19 protein-coding genes, 1 tRNA gene and 2 pseudogenes are annotated in these 22,012 nt (G+C 61.8%); 11 read left to right on the top strand and 11 right to left on the bottom strand.

Going from position 1 to position 22,012, the window contains the following annotated elements; genetic code table 11:
- Nucleotides 1–185 precede the first annotated feature (185 nt).
- The 3 genes and pseudogenes from NKI97_RS00650 (at nucleotide 186) to NKI97_RS00660 (ending at nucleotide 3,192) form a co-directional block, all read left to right on the top strand.
- Nucleotides 186–2,044: pseudogene (locus NKI97_RS00650) on the top strand (ABC transporter ATP-binding protein).
- 126 nt (nucleotides 2,045–2,170) lie between these two features.
- Nucleotides 2,171–2,950, top strand: a complete 780-nt coding sequence (locus NKI97_RS00655) for a CPBP family glutamic-type intramembrane protease (RefSeq protein ID WP_352452437.1) — start codon at nucleotides 2,171–2,173, stop codon at nucleotides 2,948–2,950.
- A gap of 157 nt (nucleotides 2,951–3,107) precedes the next feature.
- A tRNA-Leu gene (locus NKI97_RS00660) sits at nucleotides 3,108–3,192 on the top strand.
- Between the two features lie 369 nt (nucleotides 3,193–3,561).
- Here the strand turns inward: NKI97_RS00660 and NKI97_RS00665 are convergent.
- Entirely contained in the window at nucleotides 3,562–3,993 is a 432-nt protein-coding gene (locus NKI97_RS00665; RefSeq protein WP_352452436.1) for a winged helix-turn-helix transcriptional regulator, read from the bottom strand.
- 150 nt (nucleotides 3,994–4,143) lie between these two features.
- On the opposite strand from NKI97_RS00665, the gene NKI97_RS00670 reads away from it, so the two are divergent.
- Complete coding sequence (locus NKI97_RS00670; RefSeq protein ID WP_352452435.1) at nucleotides 4,144–4,962, top strand: antibiotic biosynthesis monooxygenase; 819 nt, start codon at nucleotides 4,144–4,146, stop codon at nucleotides 4,960–4,962.
- Between the two features lie 149 nt (nucleotides 4,963–5,111).
- Nucleotides 5,112–5,849, top strand: coding sequence for an SDR family NAD(P)-dependent oxidoreductase (locus NKI97_RS00675; RefSeq protein ID WP_352832139.1), 738 nt, complete (start codon nucleotides 5,112–5,114; stop codon nucleotides 5,847–5,849).
- Nucleotides 5,850–5,943: 94 nt separating this feature from the next.
- Here NKI97_RS00675 and NKI97_RS00680 read toward each other — a convergent pair whose 3' ends face one another.
- The 5 genes from NKI97_RS00680 to NKI97_RS00700 all read right to left on the bottom strand — a co-directional run bounded on the left by NKI97_RS00680 (nucleotide 5,944) and on the right by NKI97_RS00700 (nucleotide 10,512).
- Entirely contained in the window at nucleotides 5,944–6,150 is a 207-nt protein-coding gene (locus NKI97_RS00680) for a hypothetical protein (RefSeq protein WP_023677964.1), read from the bottom strand.
- Nucleotides 6,151–6,332: 182 nt separating this feature from the next.
- Nucleotides 6,333–6,809 (bottom strand): hypothetical protein, encoded by a 477-nt coding sequence (locus tag NKI97_RS00685; protein ID WP_352832142.1) that lies wholly within the window; start codon nucleotides 6,807–6,809, stop codon nucleotides 6,333–6,335.
- A gap of 204 nt (nucleotides 6,810–7,013) precedes the next feature.
- Nucleotides 7,014–7,622 (bottom strand): hypothetical protein, encoded by a 609-nt coding sequence (locus tag NKI97_RS00690; protein WP_352452432.1) that lies wholly within the window; start codon nucleotides 7,620–7,622, stop codon nucleotides 7,014–7,016.
- Between the two features lie 209 nt (nucleotides 7,623–7,831).
- Entirely contained in the window at nucleotides 7,832–9,112 is a 1,281-nt protein-coding gene (locus NKI97_RS00695) for a GNAT family N-acetyltransferase (RefSeq protein ID WP_352832144.1), read from the bottom strand.
- Nucleotides 9,112–10,512, bottom strand: coding sequence for a lipopolysaccharide biosynthesis protein (locus NKI97_RS00700; RefSeq protein WP_352832561.1), 1,401 nt, complete (start codon nucleotides 10,510–10,512; stop codon nucleotides 9,112–9,114). Before NKI97_RS00700 ends, NKI97_RS00695 begins: the two co-directional genes overlap by 1 nt.
- Before the next feature lie 266 nt (nucleotides 10,513–10,778).
- On the opposite strand from NKI97_RS00700, the gene NKI97_RS00705 reads away from it, so the two are divergent.
- The 3 genes from NKI97_RS00705 to NKI97_RS00715 all read left to right on the top strand — a co-directional run bounded on the left by NKI97_RS00705 (nucleotide 10,779) and on the right by NKI97_RS00715 (nucleotide 12,949).
- On the top strand, nucleotides 10,779–10,976 hold the full coding sequence (locus NKI97_RS00705) for a hypothetical protein (protein WP_352832147.1): 198 nt from the start codon (nucleotides 10,779–10,781) through the stop codon (nucleotides 10,974–10,976).
- Nucleotides 10,977–11,286: 310 nt separating this feature from the next.
- On the top strand, nucleotides 11,287–11,829 hold the full coding sequence (locus NKI97_RS00710) for a hypothetical protein (RefSeq protein WP_352832150.1): 543 nt from the start codon (nucleotides 11,287–11,289) through the stop codon (nucleotides 11,827–11,829).
- A 1-nt stretch (nucleotide 11,830) separates the two neighbouring features.
- The gene (locus NKI97_RS00715) at nucleotides 11,831–12,949 is read left to right on the top strand and encodes a helix-turn-helix domain-containing protein (RefSeq protein WP_352832153.1); all 1,119 of its coding nucleotides are present in this window, start codon (nucleotides 11,831–11,833) and stop codon (nucleotides 12,947–12,949) included.
- 102 nt (nucleotides 12,950–13,051) lie between these two features.
- Here NKI97_RS00715 and NKI97_RS00720 read toward each other — a convergent pair whose 3' ends face one another.
- On the bottom strand, nucleotides 13,052–13,309 hold the full coding sequence (locus NKI97_RS00720; RefSeq protein WP_352832592.1) for a hypothetical protein: 258 nt from the start codon (nucleotides 13,307–13,309) through the stop codon (nucleotides 13,052–13,054).
- On the opposite strand from NKI97_RS00720, the pseudogene NKI97_RS00725 reads away from it, so the two are divergent.
- A pseudogene (locus NKI97_RS00725) lies at nucleotides 13,265–13,422 on the top strand (IS1380-like element ISCARN79 family transposase); the annotation flags it as partial. The gene NKI97_RS00720 and the pseudogene NKI97_RS00725 overlap by 45 nt on opposite strands.
- Before the next feature lie 229 nt (nucleotides 13,423–13,651).
- Nucleotides 13,652–14,602 carry a 2-hydroxyacid dehydrogenase gene (locus tag NKI97_RS00730; RefSeq protein ID WP_352832156.1) on the top strand — a complete coding sequence of 317 codons (951 nt, stop codon included), beginning with the start codon at nucleotides 13,652–13,654 and terminating at the stop codon, nucleotides 14,600–14,602.
- Nucleotides 14,603–14,947: 345 nt separating this feature from the next.
- On the opposite strand, the gene NKI97_RS00735 is transcribed toward NKI97_RS00730, so the two are convergent.
- The 3 genes from NKI97_RS00735 to NKI97_RS00745 form a co-directional block, all read right to left on the bottom strand.
- Nucleotides 14,948–15,448 carry a hypothetical protein gene (locus NKI97_RS00735; RefSeq protein ID WP_352471340.1) on the bottom strand — a complete coding sequence of 167 codons (501 nt, stop codon included), beginning with the start codon at nucleotides 15,446–15,448 and terminating at the stop codon, nucleotides 14,948–14,950.
- 162 nt (nucleotides 15,449–15,610) lie between these two features.
- Nucleotides 15,611–15,832: a hypothetical protein gene (locus NKI97_RS00740; protein ID WP_352832159.1), complete on the bottom strand. Its 222-nt coding sequence runs from the start codon at nucleotides 15,830–15,832 to the stop codon at nucleotides 15,611–15,613.
- A 67-nt stretch (nucleotides 15,833–15,899) separates the two neighbouring features.
- Entirely contained in the window at nucleotides 15,900–16,172 is a 273-nt protein-coding gene (locus NKI97_RS00745) for a DUF4242 domain-containing protein (protein WP_023677971.1), read from the bottom strand.
- 142 nt (nucleotides 16,173–16,314) lie between these two features.
- Here NKI97_RS00745 and NKI97_RS00750 point away from each other — a divergent pair, with 142 nt between their 5' ends.
- The gene (locus NKI97_RS00750; RefSeq protein WP_352832161.1) at nucleotides 16,315–18,969 is read left to right on the top strand and encodes a helix-turn-helix transcriptional regulator; all 2,655 of its coding nucleotides are present in this window, start codon (nucleotides 16,315–16,317) and stop codon (nucleotides 18,967–18,969) included.
- A 148-nt stretch (nucleotides 18,970–19,117) separates the two neighbouring features.
- Here the strand turns inward: NKI97_RS00750 and secA are convergent, their stop codons facing one another.
- Complete coding sequence (gene secA, locus NKI97_RS00755; protein WP_352816602.1) at nucleotides 19,118–21,850, bottom strand: preprotein translocase subunit SecA; 2,733 nt, start codon at nucleotides 21,848–21,850, stop codon at nucleotides 19,118–19,120.
- Nucleotides 21,851–22,012 lie beyond the last annotated feature (162 nt).

The following is a 22,012-nucleotide window of genomic DNA, read 5'->3' on the forward strand; positions in this document are numbered from 1 at the left end:
AGCCCAGATGTCGGGATTTGGCCAGTTGATTGACGAGCAAGCCATGGCGTCGAACACTTGCCTGCCTGAAGTGCGTCAAGGCAGTTTCCAATTACATCGTGGGTTTTCCGGCCGAACACGATCCGTGTTTAAATACCGGCGATTCCTGTCGCATCCTCTCTCCCTGCTTCGCCCTTTGCGCCGCCATGTCGTTGTCTGATTTCATTTATCGCGCCTTTGAGAAGCTCATCCGTCCGCTGGATATTCCACCCGCGCCGCTGCCTGCGAGCGGGCCGTTTGCACTGCTCCTGCATTTTGCGCGGATGTTCCGCGGCACCCTTGCGGCCATTACCGTCCTGATGATGGCGGTCGAGGGGATCAACCTTGCGACGATTTGGGGGGCCTCGTTCGTCGTCGATGGGGTGAGCGCGAAGGGCGCGGCGGTTTTCCTGCAGGAGGACTGGCCGACGCTGGTCGTGCTCGGCGTGCTGGTTTTCCCCGTGCTGCCGTTGCTCATCTTCGTGGGCAATGCGCTGAACTCGCAGACGGTGGCCGTATGCATGCCGGCGGCGATGCAGTGGCAGGGCCACAAGGCGGTGGAACGTCAGGATCTTGCCTTCTTCCACGACCTCTTCGCAGGTCAGGTGGCGTCGCGCATTTCGCAAGTCGCATCCGCCGTGCAGCAGCAGATCGTCGTGGCCTTCTACAGAATACCGCTGTTTCTGGTGCAACTCGTCGGTTCGCTCGTTCTGCTTGGCGCGTTGTCCTGGCCGCTTGCGCTTCCGGTTTTCCTCTGGATCTCCGCCAACATCGCCATTGCGGTGGTGGCGGTACCCCAATATTCCGAGCGGTCGCGCCGCTCGGCGCGGGGGCGAAGCCTCGTGGTCGGCGCCATGACCGACCTCCACAGCAACATTCAGATGGTCAAGCTGTTTGCGGCGGAAGACAGCGAGGCGGGCGCGATGCGGACCGTGATGGAAAATGCCATCGAGACCCAGCAGCGCGAAAGGCGCATCTATCTGATGACCGATATGGGCGTCGTCCTGCTCAACGTTGCCCTCTTTCTCACCAACGTTGCCATAGGGCTCTGGGGATTTGTCGCCGGCTTCGTCACGGTTGGTCAGTTCGCCGCTTCGATCGCCATCGTGCAGCGGCTCAATGCCAACTCCCGTGCCTTCCTGCAGATGGGCCAGCAGATTTTCCAGGCGGTGGGCACGATCCGCGACGCAATGCCGGTCGTGACGACGCCGCCGACCATAAAAGACGCGCCGACCGCCAAGCCGCTCGAGGTCACGGCCGGCGAAGTCGAGTTCAAGAACATCCAGTTCGAATACCGCGAGGGGCAACGGGTGATCGAAGACCTGTCGCTCACCGTGCGCGCAGGCGAGAAGGTCGGGCTCGTCGGCCTCTCCGGGGCCGGCAAGTCGACCCTTGTCAGCCTGCTCCTGAGGTTCTTCGAGCTGAAGGGCGGCGCGATCCTGATCGATGGGCAGGATCTCCGTAGCGTGACCCAGGCCAGCCTTCGGGAGAGCATCGGCGTCGCCACCCAGGACGTCTCACTGCTGCATCGCTCCGTCGGCGACAACATCCGTTATGGCCGGCCCGATGCCCCGCCGGAGGCGTTGGAGCGCGCCGCGATGCTGGCCGAGGCCGACGGCTTCATCGCCGATCTCAGAGATGGCGAAGGCCGCACCGGCTACGACGCTTTCGTCGGCGACCGCGGGGTAAAACTTTCCGGCGGCCAGCGTCAGCGCGTCGCGATCGCCCGGGTGTTGCTCAAGGACGCGCCAATCCTGGTTCTCGATGAGGCGACGTCCGCATTGGACAGCGAGGCCGAGGCGGCGGTCCAGGACAAGCTCGCTCTTCTGATGGAGGCAAAACTGTGATCGCCATCGCCCATCGCCTGTCGACGATTGCCAGGATGGACCGGATCGTCGTCCTCGACAAAGGCCGCATCGTCGAGGAGGGAAAACCATCGGCGCTGCTGGAGCGCGACGGGCTCTATGCCCGACTGTGGAAGCTTCAGACCGGCGGCTATATTGCCGACGCTCTCGAGGAGATGTGAGCCGCCCTCGGTGATGATGTTTTGCTCATGGCCGGCTCGATACATTCTGCTTTCACTCCGGAAACCGGACTTGGCTGAACTCGTTTCCACCATAACGTTCGGAAGCCGATCCCAACTTCATCGATCATGAGCGAAGCCATAATCCCGAACTCCCGTGCCGCCATTCTCGAGCGGCGATCTGCCGGCGCGCTGACATGGTCCGGCCCCGCCCTGATGTTGTTCGCGCGGTCGGCTTTCGCTGTTGCCGCGCAGGGCCTGGTTGCGGCCGTGTACGCTGCGCACGGTTCGGCGACGCCCTGGCGCGACGCAGGGGCTTGGCTGCCGGTGTATGGCAGCTTGATCGACGCGGGCTGCCTTGGACTCCTTTGGTGCCTTGCGCGGCGCGAGGGCATCACGTTGCTCGATTTGGTCGGTTTCGATCGCAACCGCTTGGGGCGCGATCTGTTGTTGGGCGTTGCGCTCATCCTCCCGAGCCTCGTTTTCATCTACGCTGGGATCACCGCCAGCAGCCTGTTGGTCTATGGCAACCCTGACGCACCGCAAATATACGGACCTTTGCCGCTCTTGCCTGCGCTCTACGGGGTGCTGATCTTTCCGTTGGTCTGGGGCATTACGGAGCAGACCACCTATAACGGCTATCTTCTGCCGCGTTTCCAAGTCTTGTCGGGAAGCACGGGATTTGCCGTTGCCGTCGTAGCGTTTTCCTGGTCGTTTCAGCATGCGGTGATGCCGCTGACGTTCGACCCACACTTCATGCTCTACCGGCTCTTGGCACCAATCGCGCATTCGACATTCATCACCCTCGTGTACCTGCGCGTGCGCCGCATCCTGCCGCTGGCGACGGCGCATTGGCTCATGGATGGGGCGTCGGTATTCATCGGCATTCTGTGGCCGCTGTTGCGGTAGAAGGGTTCAAACGGGCTGAGATGCCCACTATGGACCGAAGCCTCCAACGACGAAATCGAAAGCCTAGGCTTGGGCTAGATAGGTTCTCGGGAATTGGCCAGTTGACGAACAGGCCTCCAACCGTATAGTCCGCGCCCATCCAGGCCGCCCGGCCTGAGCCCCTATGGCGGAATTGGTAGACGCGCTCGACTCAAAATCGAGTTCCGCAAGGAGTGCTGGTTCGATCCCGGCTAGGGGCACCACTTTTTAAATTCCCTCCCACTTCTTATTGAACCTAATGGCGTGGGTGGGATCGTCCACGACGCCCTCGACGGCCACCGAATGGTTGCGTCTTGCCTGTTGCCGCAAGCTGCCCAAGCTTCCGCTGACGCGGACCAGCCCCAAGCGCAATCTGGCGTTTCTCACCGCACGCGATCAGGCGTGCCGCGGTCCCGCAAAAAAGACGTTGCCGCAAAGTCGATCGCTGCCCGACGGACATGTTTCCTCCCGCGAACTACCCACCAGACCCGGCCTACAGATGCAACCTCGGGAGGTGAGATATGCGGGCATTATGGCACGATGCGAAACAGCTTCGTCTTGGATCGTGCTGCGGGCCGGAGCCGCCGCCGTGCCTAGCGTAGGGCCGCCACGACGTCGGCGAAGTCGGCCCGCTTGCCATTGCCGGCGCGACGCAATTGCACCTCGACCGGCTTGCCGTCGGATTGGTCGCAGTAGACGATGGGTCCGGGCCGCACCCATTTGTCGCCCCACTCGGTCAGCGCGATAATGACCGTTTTGAATTCCAGCCCCTTCCGGGTCAGGACGTATTCGGCCTGCTCGCCGGCGGCACCCGGGCGACGGTCCATCAGGCCGGCCTCGACGAAATCCTCGAGGCGCTTGGCCAGGATGTTGGTGGCGATCCCCAGGCTCTTCTGGAATTGCGAAAAGCGCGTGCAGCCGCCGAATATCGCGTCGCGCAGGATCAACAGGCTCCAGCGCTCGCCGACCAGCTCCAGGGCGCGTGAGGCCGAGCAGTTTTGTTTTTCATAGAGACGACCAAGCATGGTGTGAACATACCCTATTGACTTGCATCATGCAAGTATGCATTGTGCTTGCATGATGCAAGCGACAGAGGTCGAGAGAGCGTCGCTCCACTTCATCGCCCGAGATTTCGGGTGTCCATCAGCCAATCAGATCCAGACAGGAGATATGTCATGAAAAAGGAAGAAGATTACACGACGTCATTTGTCGTCGAGCAAAGCCCGGAAAAGGTTTTTGCGGCGGTTATCAATCCGCGCGCCTGGTGGTCCGAAGATATCGATGGCGATACCAACAAGCTCGGTGCGATATTCTACTATCATTTCAAGGATATCCACCGCGGCACGTTCAAGGTCACGGAGCTTGTGCCCGGCAAGAAGGTCGTCTGGCACGTCGTTCTGAACTACTTCAACTTCGTCAGGGATGCGACCGAGTGGACCGGCACGGACGTGGTCTTCGAAATCGCGCCGACCGAAAAGGGGACCGAGCTGCGTTTCACCCATGTCGGGCTGAAGCCGAGCGAAGAATGCTACGATGTCTGCCATGACTCGTGGCGCTTCTATGTCGCAAGTCTCCGCGAGCTGATTTCGACGGGCAAGGGGCAACCCAACAAGGGCGAAGAGAACGCCAACCCAACGGTCGTGCCGCAAAGCGAGGATACCCGCACCGTCGAGCGCAAGGCGGCAGGCGATGGCGCCGGGATGATCGTCATGACGACGGCAGCGGCGAAGCCCGGCATCGAAAGCAAGGTGCGGAATGCCCTGCGGGACGTGGCGGGGGCGGCCCGCAAGCAAAGCGGATGCATCGACTATAGCGTCTTTCGCTCGGAGGCCGAGCCCAACGTTACCATCTGCGTCGAGCGCTGGGCATCGAAGCAGGAGCGCGACGCTTTTCTACGCTCGGCGGACGCGAAGAATTTCGTTTCGGCAATAACCGGCGCCTTCCTGGAGCGGCCTTCGCCGATCTCCTACACGACATTGGAAGTCGGGTCCTAGTTGCAAGGTTCGCCTGGTCACGGCGCCGGCTGCCCTGGAGCAATGCAACGGGGGAGACGGCGTCCAAGCGTGGGAACAGAAAATCATACCCTACTTGCATGATGCAAGAACGAATGGCTTGCATTTATGCAAGAGGAGGAGAGATCGCCGTGCCGAAATCAATGGAAGTCACAAACAAAGCCGTTCTCGTGACCGGGGCCAATCGCGGCCTCGGCAAGGCGCTGGTCGAGGAAATATTGAGGCGGGGTGCCAAGCGCGTCTATGCCGGCGCGCGCAAACCGCTGGCCCACGCGGATCGGCGCGTCACGCCGCTGATCCTGGACGTGACCGACGCGGCGCAGATTGGGGCGGCTGTCGAGCGGATCGGGTCTCTCGACGTCCTCATCAACAACGCCGGCATCGGGCTCTACGACGATCTTGGCGATCGTGCTGCGCTCGAGCGACACCTCGCCGTCAACCTGCTCGGCGTGCATGGCGTAACCCACGCATTCCTGCCGCTGCTCACGCATTCGCGCGGCGCCGTGGTCAACATCCTGTCGGAAGCGGCTCTCGTTCCGTTCCCGATTATTCCGTCCTACTCACTGTCGAAGGCCGCCGCGTTTTCCATGACGCAATCGCTGCGTGCTCTCGCCGGCGCTCGTGGCGTGAGCGTTCATGCAGTCCTGTCCGGTCCCATAGACACCGACATGAGCAGAGACGCCGATATACCGAAGAGTTCCGCGGAGAGCGTCGCGAAAGGCATCCTGGACGGCATGGCGCGAGGGGAAGAGGAAATTTTCCCTGATCCAAAATCGGCGTCCATGGCCGAGAGCTGGCGCGGCAGCGCGTTCAAAGCGCTCGAACGCCAAATGGCGGCTTTCGTCCAAGCCATGCCCACCAAGCCATAGGCGACCGCCGCCATCGATACGCTGCCAGCATTCGCAATTCAGCACCCCACAGTGGAGCGGAACATCATGCTGTTGAACGCAACTTCCCCGGTTTTCACCAGCGGATCACGATGACTTTGTCGGTCCCGTTGGCGAGTTCGACAGCTTCGGTGCCATCCGGTTTGCGGCTTTGGATTCTGGCGCTCTCGACAGCTTCAACGCCAACAACGTTGACTGCAAAGGCTTCATCGATTTCGGCGGCACAGACCAAGGTGTCCGGCGGCAGGTCCTTTACTTGATCCAACAACTCGCGAAGCTTCATGGTCGAATCTCCTTGGCGATAGCAGGAATGAGCAGCACGCTTTCGCCGCACATTCGGAACCATGTCCCTTGAGAAAGGTTCCCGATGAGGTGGAGATGCCGCAGAATGGGACGAGCGCGGCGATCCGCCCGTCGCGATGATGTGAACGCGCCGTGCGAAGCATCTGTCTCAAATCCCTGTCCCTAATGCTGCCGGCGCAATTCCTTGTTGATCATGCCGCCCATCGCTAGACCGACCGCCATCACCGCAAAAGTCGCCGCGATAGATCGCTTCGGCAGCATCGTCTCCCAACCTGGCGTCAACCGCTTCGGCACGAAGCCATAATCTGTCGCCGCGGCAATGGCCGCTGCCGCCAACGCATCGCGAAATATCAGAAGCGACGGACGCGGCGGCCTCGAGGCGAGCCATAGTTCGAAAAGGAATGCCCAGAACATGGAGGAAGCGTGATGCGTGCCATAGCCGACGAGCGTGTGCGCCACGTCGCCGCGCCGCACCGACGCGGCTTGCTCGCCATAGAGCCAGTGGCTGGTCGCATTCGTGGGCTGCAGGGCGCCTTTGCCTTCCCGCCTGGCAAGCAGGGCCAATGCAACTGTCGTGGCGAAGCTGACGATCGTACCCGAAACGGCTGCGGACAATCCTGTCCGGATCAGACTTCTCACTTGGTCCTCCGTCGTTTCGCGGTCGGCTCCTTGGAACGCCTTTGTGAATTCGCGGCAGTGTCGTGATTGCCAAAACGGCAAAACGAGTCCGAAGGTCCGAGCACGGACTTTTGGTTGGACGTTATCCCAGGAGCGTCCTCTGGGATAACGCCTTTGAGGTCCGGCTGCATTTCCTGGTAGGCTCGGATCGTAGCCCGGCCGCTATTACATCGGCCCCGGCACCATCTTGGTCGGCTGCTCAGGCATCGGAAACGGATAGTTGTCGCATTTCACGTCCGGGTTCGTCGGGCTGAACATTCCGAGCGGGTTGTCCTTGAACAGCCAGGCGTGAAGGTCGTAGTGGTGGAACTCCTTCGGGATGAGCGGATAATGCCCCTCCATCGGCCCCTGGAATGTCTGGCCGAAGAGCTTCGGCGGCTCCTTTGTGTCCGGCGTCAAGGGCACGAGCCATTCCGCGCCGACCAGGCGCAATTCGCCGCCGACCGGCTCATAGATCAGCACATTGGGGCGCGTCGGATCCGCGGTCGGGCCGACAGTCGTGACGTTGACGAAATGGATGCCCATTGCGCCCTTCGGGTAGTCCATCGCCCCCTCTACCTTTTCGCCGCTGTAGAAGACGCATCCTACCGTCGATAGATAAAGCTCGCGAATGGCAACCTTGTAGTCTTCATACCTGGACAGCGATTTACGCAGGGCATCGATCTCGGCTTTGTCGGGTTCGGCCGCCCGAGGAGTGGCGGCGTTCAGACACGCGCCAACGAGACCTGCCAAGGTGAGGACACCGACACGCCTGAGGTGAGTTGTTTTCATCATGCATTCCTCCCAGATTTTTTCTTCTGGCCGTGCAGGACCGAGGCGGCAGTGATGCTGGACGCGCGGCCGTAATTGATCGCCTCATCCCGGTTGGGACTGCGTCGATGCTAATCCTTTCCACTGATCGGGAGAATTAACCCTGACGACCTAGGCCCGAGAGAGCCGACGGTGCGGAGACGGACAGTCGGGCCCACTTTGGACCCCATACACTAGCGCCGGCGCAGCAGGCTCCTCATCCGGTTGCGCAGCAGGCGCGCCATGTTGCGGGTTTCGCGGTAGAGGTGAAGCTGCGACGCCGCCTGGCGGGCGGGGCGGTCGGCGTCCGGCGTCAGCCCGATCACCAGCGTGCCCATCGGCTTGCGTTCGCTCCACAGCCGGCTCATCACCGGATGGTCGGGCACCGCGCAGGAATCGGTCATCATGATGTTGGGGTCGTCGAGATGCTGCCTGGTCACCTCGATCATCAGCAGCGTGCCCGGCGAATAGGCAGCGAGCGTCTCGTCATAGGCGGTCTTCCAGGTGTAGGCGACGCCGGCCTCGACGAAGACGACCAGGCAGGCGATGGTGCGGCCGTCGAGCGTCAGCGAATGGATGCGGCAGAGATCCTGCTCGGCCAGCCGGTACACCGCCTCGCGGGCGAAGGCGGCACGGTAGCGGTCGATGGCCATGGCGGTGCGCTCGCGGCCTTTCCAGCCGGCAGCCTCCAGCGTCAGGAAATTTTCGATGGCATGGCGGATCTCGTCCGGCCCCCGCGCAACATGATGTTCCAGCCGGCCGAGGTCGGCGAGGCGGCGCTTCAGGCGGCGGAACTCGCGATAATGGTGCGCGCGCAGCGAAGCCTTCAGATATTCCTCGCCGTCGAGCTCGCTTTCGAGCACCGGGCGCTCGGCCTTGCCGGTGGTGACCAGCGTCAGGCCGCGCGTTTCGGCGACGCTGGCGAGCAGGCTCGCCACCGGGCCGTCCAGCCTTATGTCGGGCAGCACGAAGACCTTCGGCAGCTTGAGATGCGGCCTCGACAGCATCGAGAAGAAATCCTCGATGACGCCGATCGGATCGTCGCGGTCGACCAGGGGCGTGCCGATCGGACCGAACGGGCTCGACCAGGTGCGCATGACGGGAACCCCGAGCGGCACCACCGGTCGCTCGACCGAGAACGGCACCAGCAGGCGCAGCCGGTTGCGATACTGGTCACCGTCCCGGATGACGGCCAGCCGCACCTCGCGGTCCTCGAGCCTGGGCATGGCCGGCGCCAGGAAGCGCGGATTGAAGAAGACGTTGGACTCGATCGTGCGGGTACAGAGATAGTCGAGCTCCTCGACCAGGTCGAAGCCGGCGGAGGCCGTATAGATGGCAAGCTTGCGCTCGGGCCGGTTGTTGGCGAGGATCTCGACATGGGCGGGATCGGCTTCGCGGGCAAGCCCGGCAAGGCCGGACACCATGGCGCCGGCCGGGCCGCCGCTGGTTTCCTCGAGCAAGGGGACGGCAGCCATCAGGCGGCTCCTTTGGCGGGCACGAAAATGACCATGGCGATGCCGAGCTTGCGCCAGACCGTAAAGGACAGCGCGCCGGCCTCGAAGATCATGGCGAAGACGGTGGCCATCGCCGCGCCCCACAGACCGAAGAGCGGGATCAGCACGACGCTAAGCGCGATGTTGAAGGCCAGCGTCATGGCATAGACAGCGGCACAGATATTCTGGTTGCCGCTCATGGTGAGCAGGCTTTCGCAAGGGCCGACGGCGGCCCGCGCGACGACGCCGAGCACCAGCAGGAAGAGCAGCGGATAGCCGGCGGAAAATTCGGGACCGAACAAGGTCAGCATCGGCTCGCCCAGGGCCAGCACCAGCAGCGCCATCGCCAGCGACGGCCAGAAGGTCCACGACACGGTTTCGCGGGCGAAGGCGGCGAGCTTTTGCGGCTCGCCATGGGTGAACTGCGCATAGCGCTGGGCGACGCCGGCCTTGACGGCGAAATAGACGAAATGCACCAGCGCCAGCGTCTTGACGGTGGCGAAATAGACGGCGACGTCGTTGGGATCGAGATAGGCGCCGACCATCAGCACGTCGGCATTGGTGAGCAGGAAGAAGAAGCTCTCGACCAGGAAGATCGGCAGCGAGACGATGAACCATTGGCCGAAATGCAGCTTCATCGGCCCGGCCGGGATCCTTTTGTCGATGCGCGAGGTGACGCCGACGAGCTGACCGAGCGTGGTGGCGTAGGTGGCGGCGATCGCGGCGAAGATCGCCGTTCTGGCGTCCGGCGCGTAGCCCGCCAGCAGCATCAGCGCCATGAACGCCAGGATCAACAGCGGCCGCACCAGGAATGTCGGCGACAGCGCAAACAGCGCCCAGGAATTGGCCCGCGCCAGCCCTTGCAGCAGGTCGGACATGGCGATCATCGGCAGGCAGATGATGCCGAGGATGAACGGCACGACATAATAGTTCTCGATAAAGGGCGACAGCAGCCAGACGCCGAGCGCGCCGAGGCCGGCGATCAGCGTCGAGGCAACCAGCACGAACAGCCGGCTGGCCCGCACGATGCCGCGCAGTTCGGCCATCATGCCGCGCTCGCGATATTCGGGAATGAAGCGGATGATCGAGGTATGGAAGCCGAGGCAGGCGAGATTGCCGACGATGACCATCGTCACCCACACGAGCACGAAAATGCCGTATTCGAACGACCCCATCCAGCGCGCCATCAAAACCTGGCTGACGAAGGCGATGACGGCGCTGACGATGCGGACCGAAAAGGCGATCAGCGACATGCGGCCGGCCTCGCCGCGCGCGCCGGCGCTGAACAGCACGGCATCGATCAGGCCAAGCAGCGGCCTTATGCGCAGCGCAAGGCGCTGCGGCAGGAACCGCCCGGCTGTCGTCGCCGCGGAAAAGCGCACCCCGATCACACTCCGTTTTCCGCCAATTTACAGGGGGTGGGTGTAGCGGAGACACATTAAGAAACGGTTGGGTGGGGAGTTCCCTTCGCCCCGTCTCTATACGGGGAGAAGGTGCCGGCAGGCGGATGAGGGGCGGGTGCGCTGCTTCATATTCATCATTCGCGCAACCCTTCACCCTGCTCGGTAGTGTCTCAGTTTGAAATACGCGGAAACGCCTATCTCGTTTGCCCCCATATGCGAAAACGCCTATATGCCTAGCGGAAAGCATGGCAGCAACAATGGTCTACACTGTCATCTGGTGTGGAAGGCAGGGCATCGTCGACGAGGTGATCTTCGACGACGAGAAGACCGCGAAAGATCATGCAACCTCCATGTTCCAAACCCGAAAGGGAGACGATGGAATCGTGTCCGTTGAAGTTCGTAAGGACAACGGCGTTGTCGTCTTTAGCCATGCGGAGAACTAGGAATGCCAACCGGACCTAAAGGCCAGAAGCGCTCCGCCGCAACATCGGCAATGCCGTTCGCGTCATGCGCATTGCCACTGGGGAGGAAGCCGACGACGTGACCGCAAAGACCTGCCGCGAAAGTGCGGGGCGCGAAAGGCGGCAAGAAGCGGGCCGAGAATATGACGCCAGAGCGTCGCGCTGAGATCGCCAAAAAGGCTGCGGAAAAGCGATGGGTAGGCGCTAGGAATAATTTTCGGAATAATTTTCTTCATTTTCGTCGCGCGGTGATATATCCTGCCAAACAGAATCAGGCAGGAGAGATTGGCCCGTGGAAAATGATATCGGCATCATCATGGATCGGCTGTCGCCGTATCTGGACTGTATCGACGCCATCCTGCGGCATGGCCACACGACCTATGAGCGTTATGCGGCTGAGATTGTCTTGGACCACGACGCCAGCACTCAGGCTCACTGCACCTTTCGGCACACTTTGGCGGAAGCTCACAGAACTCTGGATGACTTGCCAAATGTCCGGCACATGGAAATCCGGGGGCAAAATCTATGGCTAATTGAGACCGCCAATTCAGTCATACGTTTTAAGAAGACGGACGAAGATGGCGTGTCGTCCAACTATCCAACTCCCCAAGCCGTTGCGTTTGATGACGGTGACGAACTGCCTGGGCTTACCCCCATGCCAACGAGGCTGACTGCCGGCTATCTTCTTGACGCCACTGGCACGGGGTTCATGCGGTCGCAGATATCGTTGCCAACGAATAAGGGCGCGATGTGGTGTGCAGCGATTGTTCCGTTTGAATCGAGAGGAGCCGACGAAGCTGCTTGGCATGAGGTTACCCGGCAGCGCCGGTTCTAAAATGCAGCAGATTGAACTTTTTAATCGCCACATGATGGCGCTCGCTCGCGATTCTCGCGGGATTAATCAGTCTGTGCTTGCCGACAGGATGGGCGTGGCCCAAGGCACGATTTCAAAAATCGAGGCCGGCTTGATGGCAGCGCCAGAGGACTTTGTGGTCGCCCTTGCCGGCACCCTCGGCTATGAGCCCGATTTCTTTTTCGAGACTGGCCGCCCGTACGGCATGCCGCCCTTCCATTACAGAAGGCGAAAAAAGCTCGGCCAAAAGCCGCTCGACAAGATGATCGCGGAAATGAATATCCGGCGCATCCAACTCGGCATCCTCCTAAAATCCGGTGGTGTGAAAACGAACGGCTTCATTCCGGAGATTGATCGGGATGAATATCAGGGCTCGACTTCTCGCGCTTTCAGCATTGAAGATGCTGCTCGGCACTTGCGCGAAGCCTGGATGCTGCCGGATGGTCCCGTTGAAAATGTTACCGCTTTGATCGAGGACCACGGAGGCATCGTGATCCCATGTAATTTTGATAGCGACTTGATCGACGCTGTCAGCCAGCGGATTGATGGCCTTCCGGTACTATTCTTCGTGAACATAAATGCTCCCGCAGATCGGATACGGCATACCCTCTGCCACGAACTTGCGCACATGGTTTTGCACACGACCACATTTTTGGATGATGAGGTCATGGAACAAGAAGCCGACCAGTTTGCCGGGGCATTCCTTTTGCCGGCCAAATCCATTCGGTCTCAGTTGACCAAATTTGAATTCCGACAAATTGCCAATATGAAGAAATATTGGAAGGTCTCAATGTCCTCCATAGTCATGAGGGCAGATCGTTTGAGCTATGTAACGCCATATCAAAAGAAATCGTTCTTTATACAGATGAGCAAGCTTGGATATAGAAAGAATGAACCGTATGAACCTCCCAAGGAATATCCGATCAAGGTAAATAAGCTTGTGGATTACCACAAGAATGTATTGGGATATTCTGATAGGGAATTGGCGAAAGCGCTGTACATTTCTGAGGCCGAGTTTGAGCGTATGTACGGTTCAAAAATGCTCGGCCCCCATGGCGCGGGAGGTCAAACAGGGAGGCCCGCGCTTCATATTGTAAGGTAAACGGTCTTTCGCAAACTCTCTGATCAATGGACGATATTGCAAAAAGATGGGCGCCATAGCACCAAAGCCAGGCAAGCGTGGCCCATATAAGAAAAGCACAGATTAAGTGTTTTCTGGTTCTCTCATAGCCGCCAGTGAAAAAATATCGATCAACCTGATCGCAGCATCTGCCGAAATAGGCTTTGCAAGAATCCCTATCCCAGAAGAGGGATGCGTGGAATTCAACCAGTTAGGTGACCTCGAACGCCGTGCCCTGCGTCCCGGCAACGTCCACAGTGCCGACAGCAGGAAGGATGTTCTGGCACCACTGACCAGCTCACAAAGAAGCTCATCAAGATCGGTGCCGAGGTTATCAGCCATGGGCGTTATGTCGCCTTCCAGATGCGGAGGTCGCTATCCCGAGGCAACTCTTCACCGACATCCTGCGGCTGATCGCGGAACTCCGGCCATCGCCCCATCCGTCACCGGCGTGACCGGCCCCGGTTGTCATGCGTTCCAGCAAATCCAGGGGAGAGCTATGCCTTGAAGAAAGCGAAATCGACATCCTCGGCCAGCAACGGGCAGACATCACGGCTTTGGCGGATCACCAACGCCATTTTTGCCGGGGTCTGGTCTTGCAACTGGTGCCAGTTTGCGCAAACCTCAGTCTCAACAGACCGTAATCCGGTGGATGCCTGATTACCTGAATCTGGGAGGGGCGAAGTGTTAGGCGAGCCCATTACCGTTCTGATGGTCAATGAGTATCCTGACTACATTGATGCACAAGTATGGGCTGCTGAGCTGAAAATCCGTGTGCCGCAGCTGGAGTTCAGGCTTTGGCCAGACGCCGGGAACAAAAGTGACATAGATATTGTGCTGATCGACAAGGGCGCCAGTCCTGGCTTTTTTGATACCATGACGGGGCTAAGCGCCGTCGTCTATTTGGGAGCCGGTGTCGAGGGTATTGAACTTCAGAGCTTTCCCAAGAGTGTTCCGCTCATCAGGCTCGCAACGCGTGAGCAAGCTTCGGAAGTGGTGCAGTACATCGCCCTTCGCGTTCTCTGCCAGCAACGGCATGTTGCGGATTACATGAGTCTACAAGCCCGCAAGTTGTGGAATCCGATCGCGCCGCAGAAGATCTCCGAGACAAGAATTGTTGTGCTGGGTGCGGGCCGGATCGGCGGCTGGGCCGCAAAGCTGTTTGCGGACTTTGGCTACGACACGGCAGTCTGGTCTCGTCATCAAAAGACGCTTCCTGGTATACATAGTTACTTTGGCCCTGCCCAGCTTGCGGACGCACTCACAAGTCGGGACTACGTTATCTGTTCACTTCCCCTGACTGGTGACACTCGTGGGATACTGAACTCCAGTGCCTTTGGAAAAATGAATCGAGGTGCCTACCTTGTGAATGTCGGCAGGGGCGCGCATGTCAACGAAGCCGACCTGATCCGCGCTCTCGACGAAGGTCAGCTTTCTGGTGCTTGTCTTGACGTGTTTGAGCGTGAACCGCTGGAGGCTTCATCGCCGTTGTGGACTCATCCCAAGGTGACCATCACACCTCATGTCGCGAGCTTCTGGGTGGATTCTGGAATCGACCAGGTCGCCGATCTCTGTGGTCAAGTCGCAAGAGGAGAGCCTCTGTCCAATAAAATCGACCTCGAACGGGGTTATTGAATCGAAGTAGTGTCTTTACCCACTTTAGCAGGTTCCGATCTTCATGAAGCGCGGACATCAGCGCGTGCGTCACCCGGCTATTAGATTTCAAACTGAAATACCACCGACGGTCGAGATACAGAAAATTCGAATGCGTATTTTGGTGTCGGCGGGACAGCGCCCCCCTCTGGCCTGCCGGCGTTCGAAGCTCGAAAAGCCAAGCAATTGGCTTTTCGTCCGCTGCGCGGACCGCTTCTCACCCCCCCCTCAGGTGGGGAGATTGGCCAACGGCGGACGTCCGCGCTGCCCCTCATCCGCCCTTCGGGCACCTTCTCCCCGTATTACGGGGAGAAGGAAAGGGCGCCTCTACGTCCCCTTCATCGCATCACATGAAACATTCGGGTTCATGTCGGCGAAGGCGCCGGTCGGGTTGCCCTTCCAGGCCCAGACATGCAGCTCGTAGAACGGGCCGAGGCCGTAGCGGTTGGGGGCGCTGTTGAAGTTGAACAGATGCCCATCGAGCGAGGCCGGGCCTTTCGAGGTGATGTATTCGACCGCGATCAGTTTTAGCGTGCCGTCGGCCATCGGCTCGTACATCACCGCTTCCGGCTTGGCGACATCGACAGCATCGTCCTTGAGGTAGCCGGGATTGACGTAATGGATGCCCATGGCGCCGCCGGTGATGCCGCTGGCGCAGGGGATGGGCGCGTAGCCCTCAGCGGTCGCCGCCGCCACATTCTCGAAGCGGCTGTTGGCGGCGCGTACCATGTCGGCCAGCGGATTGCCGTCCTTTGCCTGGGCCGCGGTGGCGGCGATCGACAGGATGGCCAGGGCGGCAAGACGCCCGGTGCAAAGATTGATGTTCATGTTCTCTCCGGTTGTTTGAGGACGCGCACCGATCGGGTCTGCTCAACGCTGCGGCGTCCATTGGAATTTTGCGAAACAGGTCGCTCGTCCTGTTTTCATGTCGGCCGCAATGACGCGGCCGGTTGCACGGCTTGTTTCAGCCCGTCCAAACGGCGCGGCGGCCTAATGGTCCCACCAATAATATTCCCAGTATTCGCGCCGCTGCTCGCGTTCGGGCAGTCCGATGTCCTGCCTCAGATAATCGTCTTGCGGGGGCAGCCGGCGCCGCCTGCCCAGCAGACGCGAAGGCAGCGCCGCCGCGATCCGCCATAGACGGCCAAGCAGGGAACCGCCGGGGTTTCCCACGACAGGCGCCGGTTCGCCGACCGGCATGCTATCAGGCATGTCGCAATTGCCGCGAATGGCAGTTTGATACTCATCCTTTTGTCCGCCACTTGGGGTTTGCCTGCCATCAACGGTAAAAGTAGGGGTCAAGAACCCGCACCTCCGTGATCTTGTCGACAGGCAGCGAATTCTTCTGGGCGGTGCTGCGGATCGCCTCGGGCGAGGGCGCGTCGTAGATGCAGAAGCTGCGCTTCTTGTCCGGCGACACGTAGGACTGCAGCCAGGTGACGCCCTTTTCGGCATTGCGCATGACGACACCGCCCAGCGCGTCGGCGCCGGCTTCGTTCATCGGCACATTGAGGCCGTCCGGGAATGTGCGTTCGATCAGATAGCGAGGCATGGAAGCCTTCCTTTCTCCAGTGGGTCACGCCCGGTTTGAGCGCGGCTCGACATTGATCACGCCCGGCAAGAGCGCACATCGGAGCCTTTCCCCATTTTTGGCGGGACGATTCCCTATGTTGGCAGCGTTATGAGCGGGGGATATGTTGGCGGGTCCATCGCGGGTCCGCCTTTTCGGCGAACTCGATCTGCGTGAGCGAATGATGCTTCTGGAACGGCAGACACAGCTGGAGCGACTCGACGGGCTGCTGGCCGATGCCGGGCGCGGCCCTGGCTGCGTCGCGGTGCTTGCTGGCGAGGCCGGGGCCGGCAAGACCGCGCTTGTCGAGGCCTTCATCGACCGGACTGCGCAAGCCACGCGCATATTCCGCAGCGCCTGCGAGGATCTGTCGATACCCGATCCGCTCGGGCCGCTTTACGATCTGGCGCGGGACGCGCAATGGGCGCTGCCGCAGGCGATCGATCATCGGCAGGGACAGGGGCTGCCGCTGTTTTCGGATGCACTCGACATCTTCGAGACAAAGGCGCAGCCGACCCTGCTGGTGATCGAGGACTTGCACTGGGCCGATGATGCGACGCTCGATTTCGTCCGCTTTCTCGGCCGGCGCATCGCCAACAGGCATCTCTTGCTGCTGCTGACGGCGCGCACCGATCGCAGCGAGGGACAGATGCGGGTGCGCCGCGCGCTCGGCGAGATACCGGCAGGCAGCGTCGCGCGCATCGACGTGCCGCTGCTCAGCGAGTCGGCGGTGCTGTCGCTGGCCGAGGCGGCGGGGCGCGATGGCGAGGCTATCTACCGGGCGACGGCGGGCAACGCCTTTTTCGTCACCGAGCTGTTGTGCAGCGGATGCGAGGAAAAAACGGCGCTGCCGGCAAGCGTGCGCGACGCGGTTCTGGCGCGGGCCGAGCGCCTGTCGGCCGGCGCCCGCGCGATGCTCGACGCGGTGTCGGTGTTTCCACGGCGGGCCGATGCCTGGGCGTTGCAGGGCCTGTGCGGCGTCGCCAGCGCCGGCCAGCTTGCCGAATGCGTCGCCAACGGCTTGTTGGAGGATCAGGGCGACGGCTATGCGTTCCGGCACGAGATCGCCCGCCGCGCCATCGAGGCGATGCTGACGACGAGCCACCGGCGGCAGTTCAACCAGCGCGCCCTGGCCGCCCTGCTCGAAAACAGTGAGGTCTCCACCGGCCGCCTGGTGCATCACGCGGTGGAGGCGCACAATCTGCAGGCGGTGCGCGAGCTGGCCCCGGTTGCGGCGCGCGAGGCCTCCCGCGTCGGCGCCCATCGCGATGCGGCCGGCTTCTATGAAGCCGTGTTGCGGCAGGCCGACGGCCTGCCGGTGGAGGAGCGCACGGCGCTCCATGAGAAATATGCCTTCGAGTGCCACCTCATCGGCAAGATCGACGAGGCCATCGCCGCGCAGGACCAGGCGCGCCGGCTGCATCAGGCCCAGGGGAATACGGCGAAGGAAGGGGATTGCCTCAGATGGCTGTCGCGCTTTGCTTACCTGCTTGGCGACCGCATGGCTGCCGATGCCCTTGGCGAGCAGGCGGTTCAGCTGCTGGAGACCGCGCCGGCCGGGCCGGAGCTGGCCATGGCCTATTCCAACCTCTCGCAACTGGCGATGCTGGCCGAAAGGCTCGACGACACGCTGCGGCTCGGCAACAAGGCGATTGCGCTCGCCGAACAACTGAACCGGCCCGACATCGTCTGCCACGCGCTCAACAATGTCGGCAGCGCCGAGCAGTGGCTGGATCTGGCAAACGGACGGCTGCACCTTGCTCGCAGCCTGGAGATCGCGCTGGAGCAGAATTTTCAGGAACATGCGGCGCGCGCCTTCACCAACAGCGCCTGCAGCGAGATGAACCAGCTCGGCTTCGCTGAGGCGCGGTCGTTCCTCGATCGCGGCATCAACTATTGCGTCGAAAACGATCTCGTCACCTGGCGCGACTATATGCGCGGCGTGCTGGCCCAGTTGCTGCTGCGCCAGGGGCAATGGGAAGAGGCTGCCGGCGAGGCGCTCGAGGTGATCGCCAACGATCAGGCGACGATGCTGGTCCGCTATCCCGCCGTGGTGGCCCTGGCAAAGTTGCGGATACGGCGCGGCGACCCGTCCGCCGAGCCGCTTTTTGCCGAAATGACGCAGTTCCTGGACAAGGGATTGGAATTGCAGCGGCTGGCGCCCTATGCGGCGCTGATGGCCGAACGGGCGTGGCTCGGCCAGGCTGACAAGGATGAGGCGCTCGGCCTGATCGCACTGGCTGAGAGCTTGTCGACGACGCGGGCGGGTTTCGGCGAGCTGGCGACGTGGCGGCAGAAGCTGGCGCCGGACATGGATCCAGGCGACACCATCGGCATGGCCGCGCCCTACCGGCTGCTGCTCGCCGGCGACTGGCAGGCGGCGGCAGAACTATGGGCCGAGATGAACGCGCCCTACGAACGCGGGCTGGCGTTGGCAGAGGGCGACGAGACCGCGCAGCGCCTGGCGCTGGAGATTTTCGAAAACCTCGGCGCCAGGGCGGTCGCCGTTCACCTGCGCGATATCATGCGCCGCAACGGCGTCAACGGCATCGCAAGGGGGCCGCGCCGAACCACGCGCGCCAATCGCGCCGGCCTGACCCAGCGCCAGATGGAGGTGCTGCAACTGATCGAGCGCGGCTTTTCCAACAAGCGGATCGCCGAGCACCTGACCATCTCGCCGAAGACGGTCGATCACCACGTCTCGGCGGTTCTGGGCAAGCTGGACGCGGTTTCGCGGGGTGAGGCGACGGCCGCGGCGCGCGATTCGGGGTTGATTTGAGCCTGTCTTCTTCGGGTCGCGATCCTTCGCGCCCCCCTCTGGCCTGCCGGCCATCTCCCCCTCAGGTGGGGAGATTGGCTAATCGCAAACGCTGGCTCCGCCCTTCGGGCACCTACTCCCCGTGAACGGGGCGAAGGAAAGCAGTGCCTTACGCAAACGCCCCATGACAATGCTTGTATTTTTTCCCTGACCCGCACGGGCAAGCCTCGTTGCGGCCGACCTTGCCCCAGGTGGCCGGGTTCTTCGGGTCGCGGTCTTCGGGGGCGACGATGGCGTTGGTCTCCTGGCGGACCAGCACGGCCGTCTCGCCGCCTTCGAAATCGTCCTCGCCGGTGAAGCCGTCGATGTGGCTGCCGAACATGTCGGGGGCCTCGGGCGGCGGCGCTTCCGCCGCCTGGCGGACCAGCTCAACGCGCATCAATTGCGCGGTGACGGCCTGGCGCAGATTGCCCAGCATCGCCTGGAACAGCTCGAACGCTTCGCCCTTGTACTCCTGCAGCGGATCGCGCTGCGCATAGCCGCGGAAGCCGACGACCGAGCGCAGATGGTCGAGATTGACGATGTGCTCGCGCCACAGATGGTCGAGCGTCTGCAGCACCACCGAGCGCTCGACATAGGTCATCACGTCGGGGCCGAAACGCTCGGCGCGCTCCTTGGCGGCGGCCTCGGCGGCCTGGCTGACGCGCTCGCGGATGTCGTCTTCGGCGATGCCCTCTTCCTTGACCCAGTCCTCGACCGGCAAATCGAGGTTGAGGAATTCGGCGATCTCGGCCTTGAGGCCGGCGACGTTCCACTGCTCGGCATAGGCATTTTCGGGAATGTTCTTGGCGACGATCTCCTCGATGACGCCTTCGCGCATCTCGGTGATGGTCTCGGACAGGCCCTCGCCGTCCATCAGCTCGATGCGCTGCTCGAACACCACCTTGCGCTGGTCGTTCGAGACGTCATCGTATTTCAAGAGGTTCTTGCGGATGTCGAAGTTGCGCGCCTCGACCTTCTTCTGCGCCTTTTCCAGCGCCTTGTTGATCCACGGATGGATGATCGCCTCGTCTTCCTTGAGGCCGAGCTTCTGCAGCATGCCGTCCATGCGCTCGGAACCGAAGATGCGCATCAGGTCGTCCTGCAGCGACAGGAAGAATTTCGACCGGCCGGGATCGCCCTGGCGGCCCGAGCGGCCGCGCAACTGGTTGTCGATGCGGCGCGATTCATGGCGTTCGGTGGCCAGCACGTAGAGGCCGCCGGCGGCGAGCGCCTTTTCCTTCAGCCGGGCGATGTCGTCGCGGATTTCCTTTTCCCTGGCTTCGCGCTCGGGGCCGGCCGGCATGTCGCCAAGCTCCTCGGCGATGCGCATGTCGGCATTGCCGCCGAGCTGGATGTCGGTGCCGCGGCCGGCCATGTTGGTGGCGATGGTGATGGCGCCGGGCTTGCCGGCCTGGGCGACGATCGCCGCCTCGCGCTCGTGGTGGCGGGCGTTCAGCACCTCGAAATCCTTGAAACCTTCCTTGCGCAGGCGTTCGGCCAGCTGCTCGGACTTCTCGATGGAAGTCGTGCCGACCAGCGTCGGCTGGCCCTTGGCGCGGGCTTCCTTGATCTCCTTGACGATCGCCTTGTATTTCTCCTCGACCGTCCGGTAGACCTCGTCGTCTTCGTCAATGCGGATGACCGGCAGGTTGGTCGGGATCTCGGTGACGTCGAGATTGTAGATGTTGGCGAATTCCTCGGCCTCGGTCAGCGCCGTGCCGGTCATGCCGGCGAGCTTCTTGTAGAGGCGGAAATAGTTCTGGAAGGTGACCGAGGCGAGCGTCTGGTTCTCCGGCTGGATCGCCACATGCTCCTTGGCTTCGAGCGCCTGGTGGAGGCCCTCCGAATAACGGCGGCCGGGCATCATGCGGCCGGTGAACTCGTCGATGATGACGATCTCGCCGTTGCGCACGATATAGTCCTTGTCCCGCTGGAACAGCCGGTGCGCCTTGAGCGCGTTGTTGACGTGGTGGACGATGGCGACGTTCTCGACGTCATAGAGCGCCTCGCCCTTGAGCAGGCCGGCATCGCGCAGCATGTTCTCCAGCTTCTCGGTGCCTTCCTCGGTGAAGATCGAGGTCTTCTGCTTCTCGTCGATCTCGTAGTCCTGCGGCTGCAGCTGGATGATGAAGGTGTCGATGGTGTTGTACATTTCCGAACGGTCCTCGAGCGGACCGGAAATGATCAGCGGCGTGCGGGCTTCGTCGACCAGGATGGAATCGACCTCGTCGACGATGGCGTAGCTGTGGCCGCGCTGCACCATCTGGGCGCGCTCGTATTTCATGTTGTCGCGCAGATAGTCGAAGCCGAGCTCGTTGTTGGTGGCGTAGGTGACGTCGGCGGCGTAGGCGACGCGGCGCTCCTCGTCGGACAGGCCGTGGACGATGACGCCGACCTTGAGGCCGAGGAATTTGTAGACGCGGCCCATCCATTCGGAGTCGCGCGTGGCCAGGTAATCGTTGACGGTGACGACATGGACGCCGTTGCCGGCGAGCGCGTTGAGGTAGACCGGCAACGTCGCCACCAGCGTCTTGCCTTCGCCGGTGCGCATCTCGGCGATGCCACCATTGTGCAGCACCATGCCGCCGATCAGCTGTACGTCGAACGGCCGCATGCCGAGCACGCGGCGGGCGGCCTCACGCACGGTGGCGAAGGCCGGCACCAGGAGGTCGTCGAGACTGGCGCCGTTGGCAATGTCCTGGCGGAATTTGTCGGTGCGGGCCTGAAGCTCGGCGTCGGAAAGCGCCCGCATCTCGTTTTCCATGGCATTGATCGCCTCGACGCGCGGCCGGGTCGATTTGACCCGACGATCGTTGGAGGAGCCGAAAACCTTACGGGCGAGACCGCCGAGACTGACCATCCAATGGCCCTTTCGATAGCATTCCAAGTCATTGCGACGGGCGCCGGCTGGCCCCATCAACTCCACGTGAACGCGGACAAACGCAAAAAGCGCCCGGAAAACGGTTCTGGACGCAAAGTCGTTGGACAGATAAGAGGGGGCTCATTCGATGTCAACGCCGCG

Origin of the sequence: Mesorhizobium sp. M0296 (assembly GCF_040321675.1) — a bacterium.
In the GTDB taxonomy this organism is placed as follows: Bacteria; Pseudomonadota; Alphaproteobacteria; order Rhizobiales; family Rhizobiaceae; genus Mesorhizobium.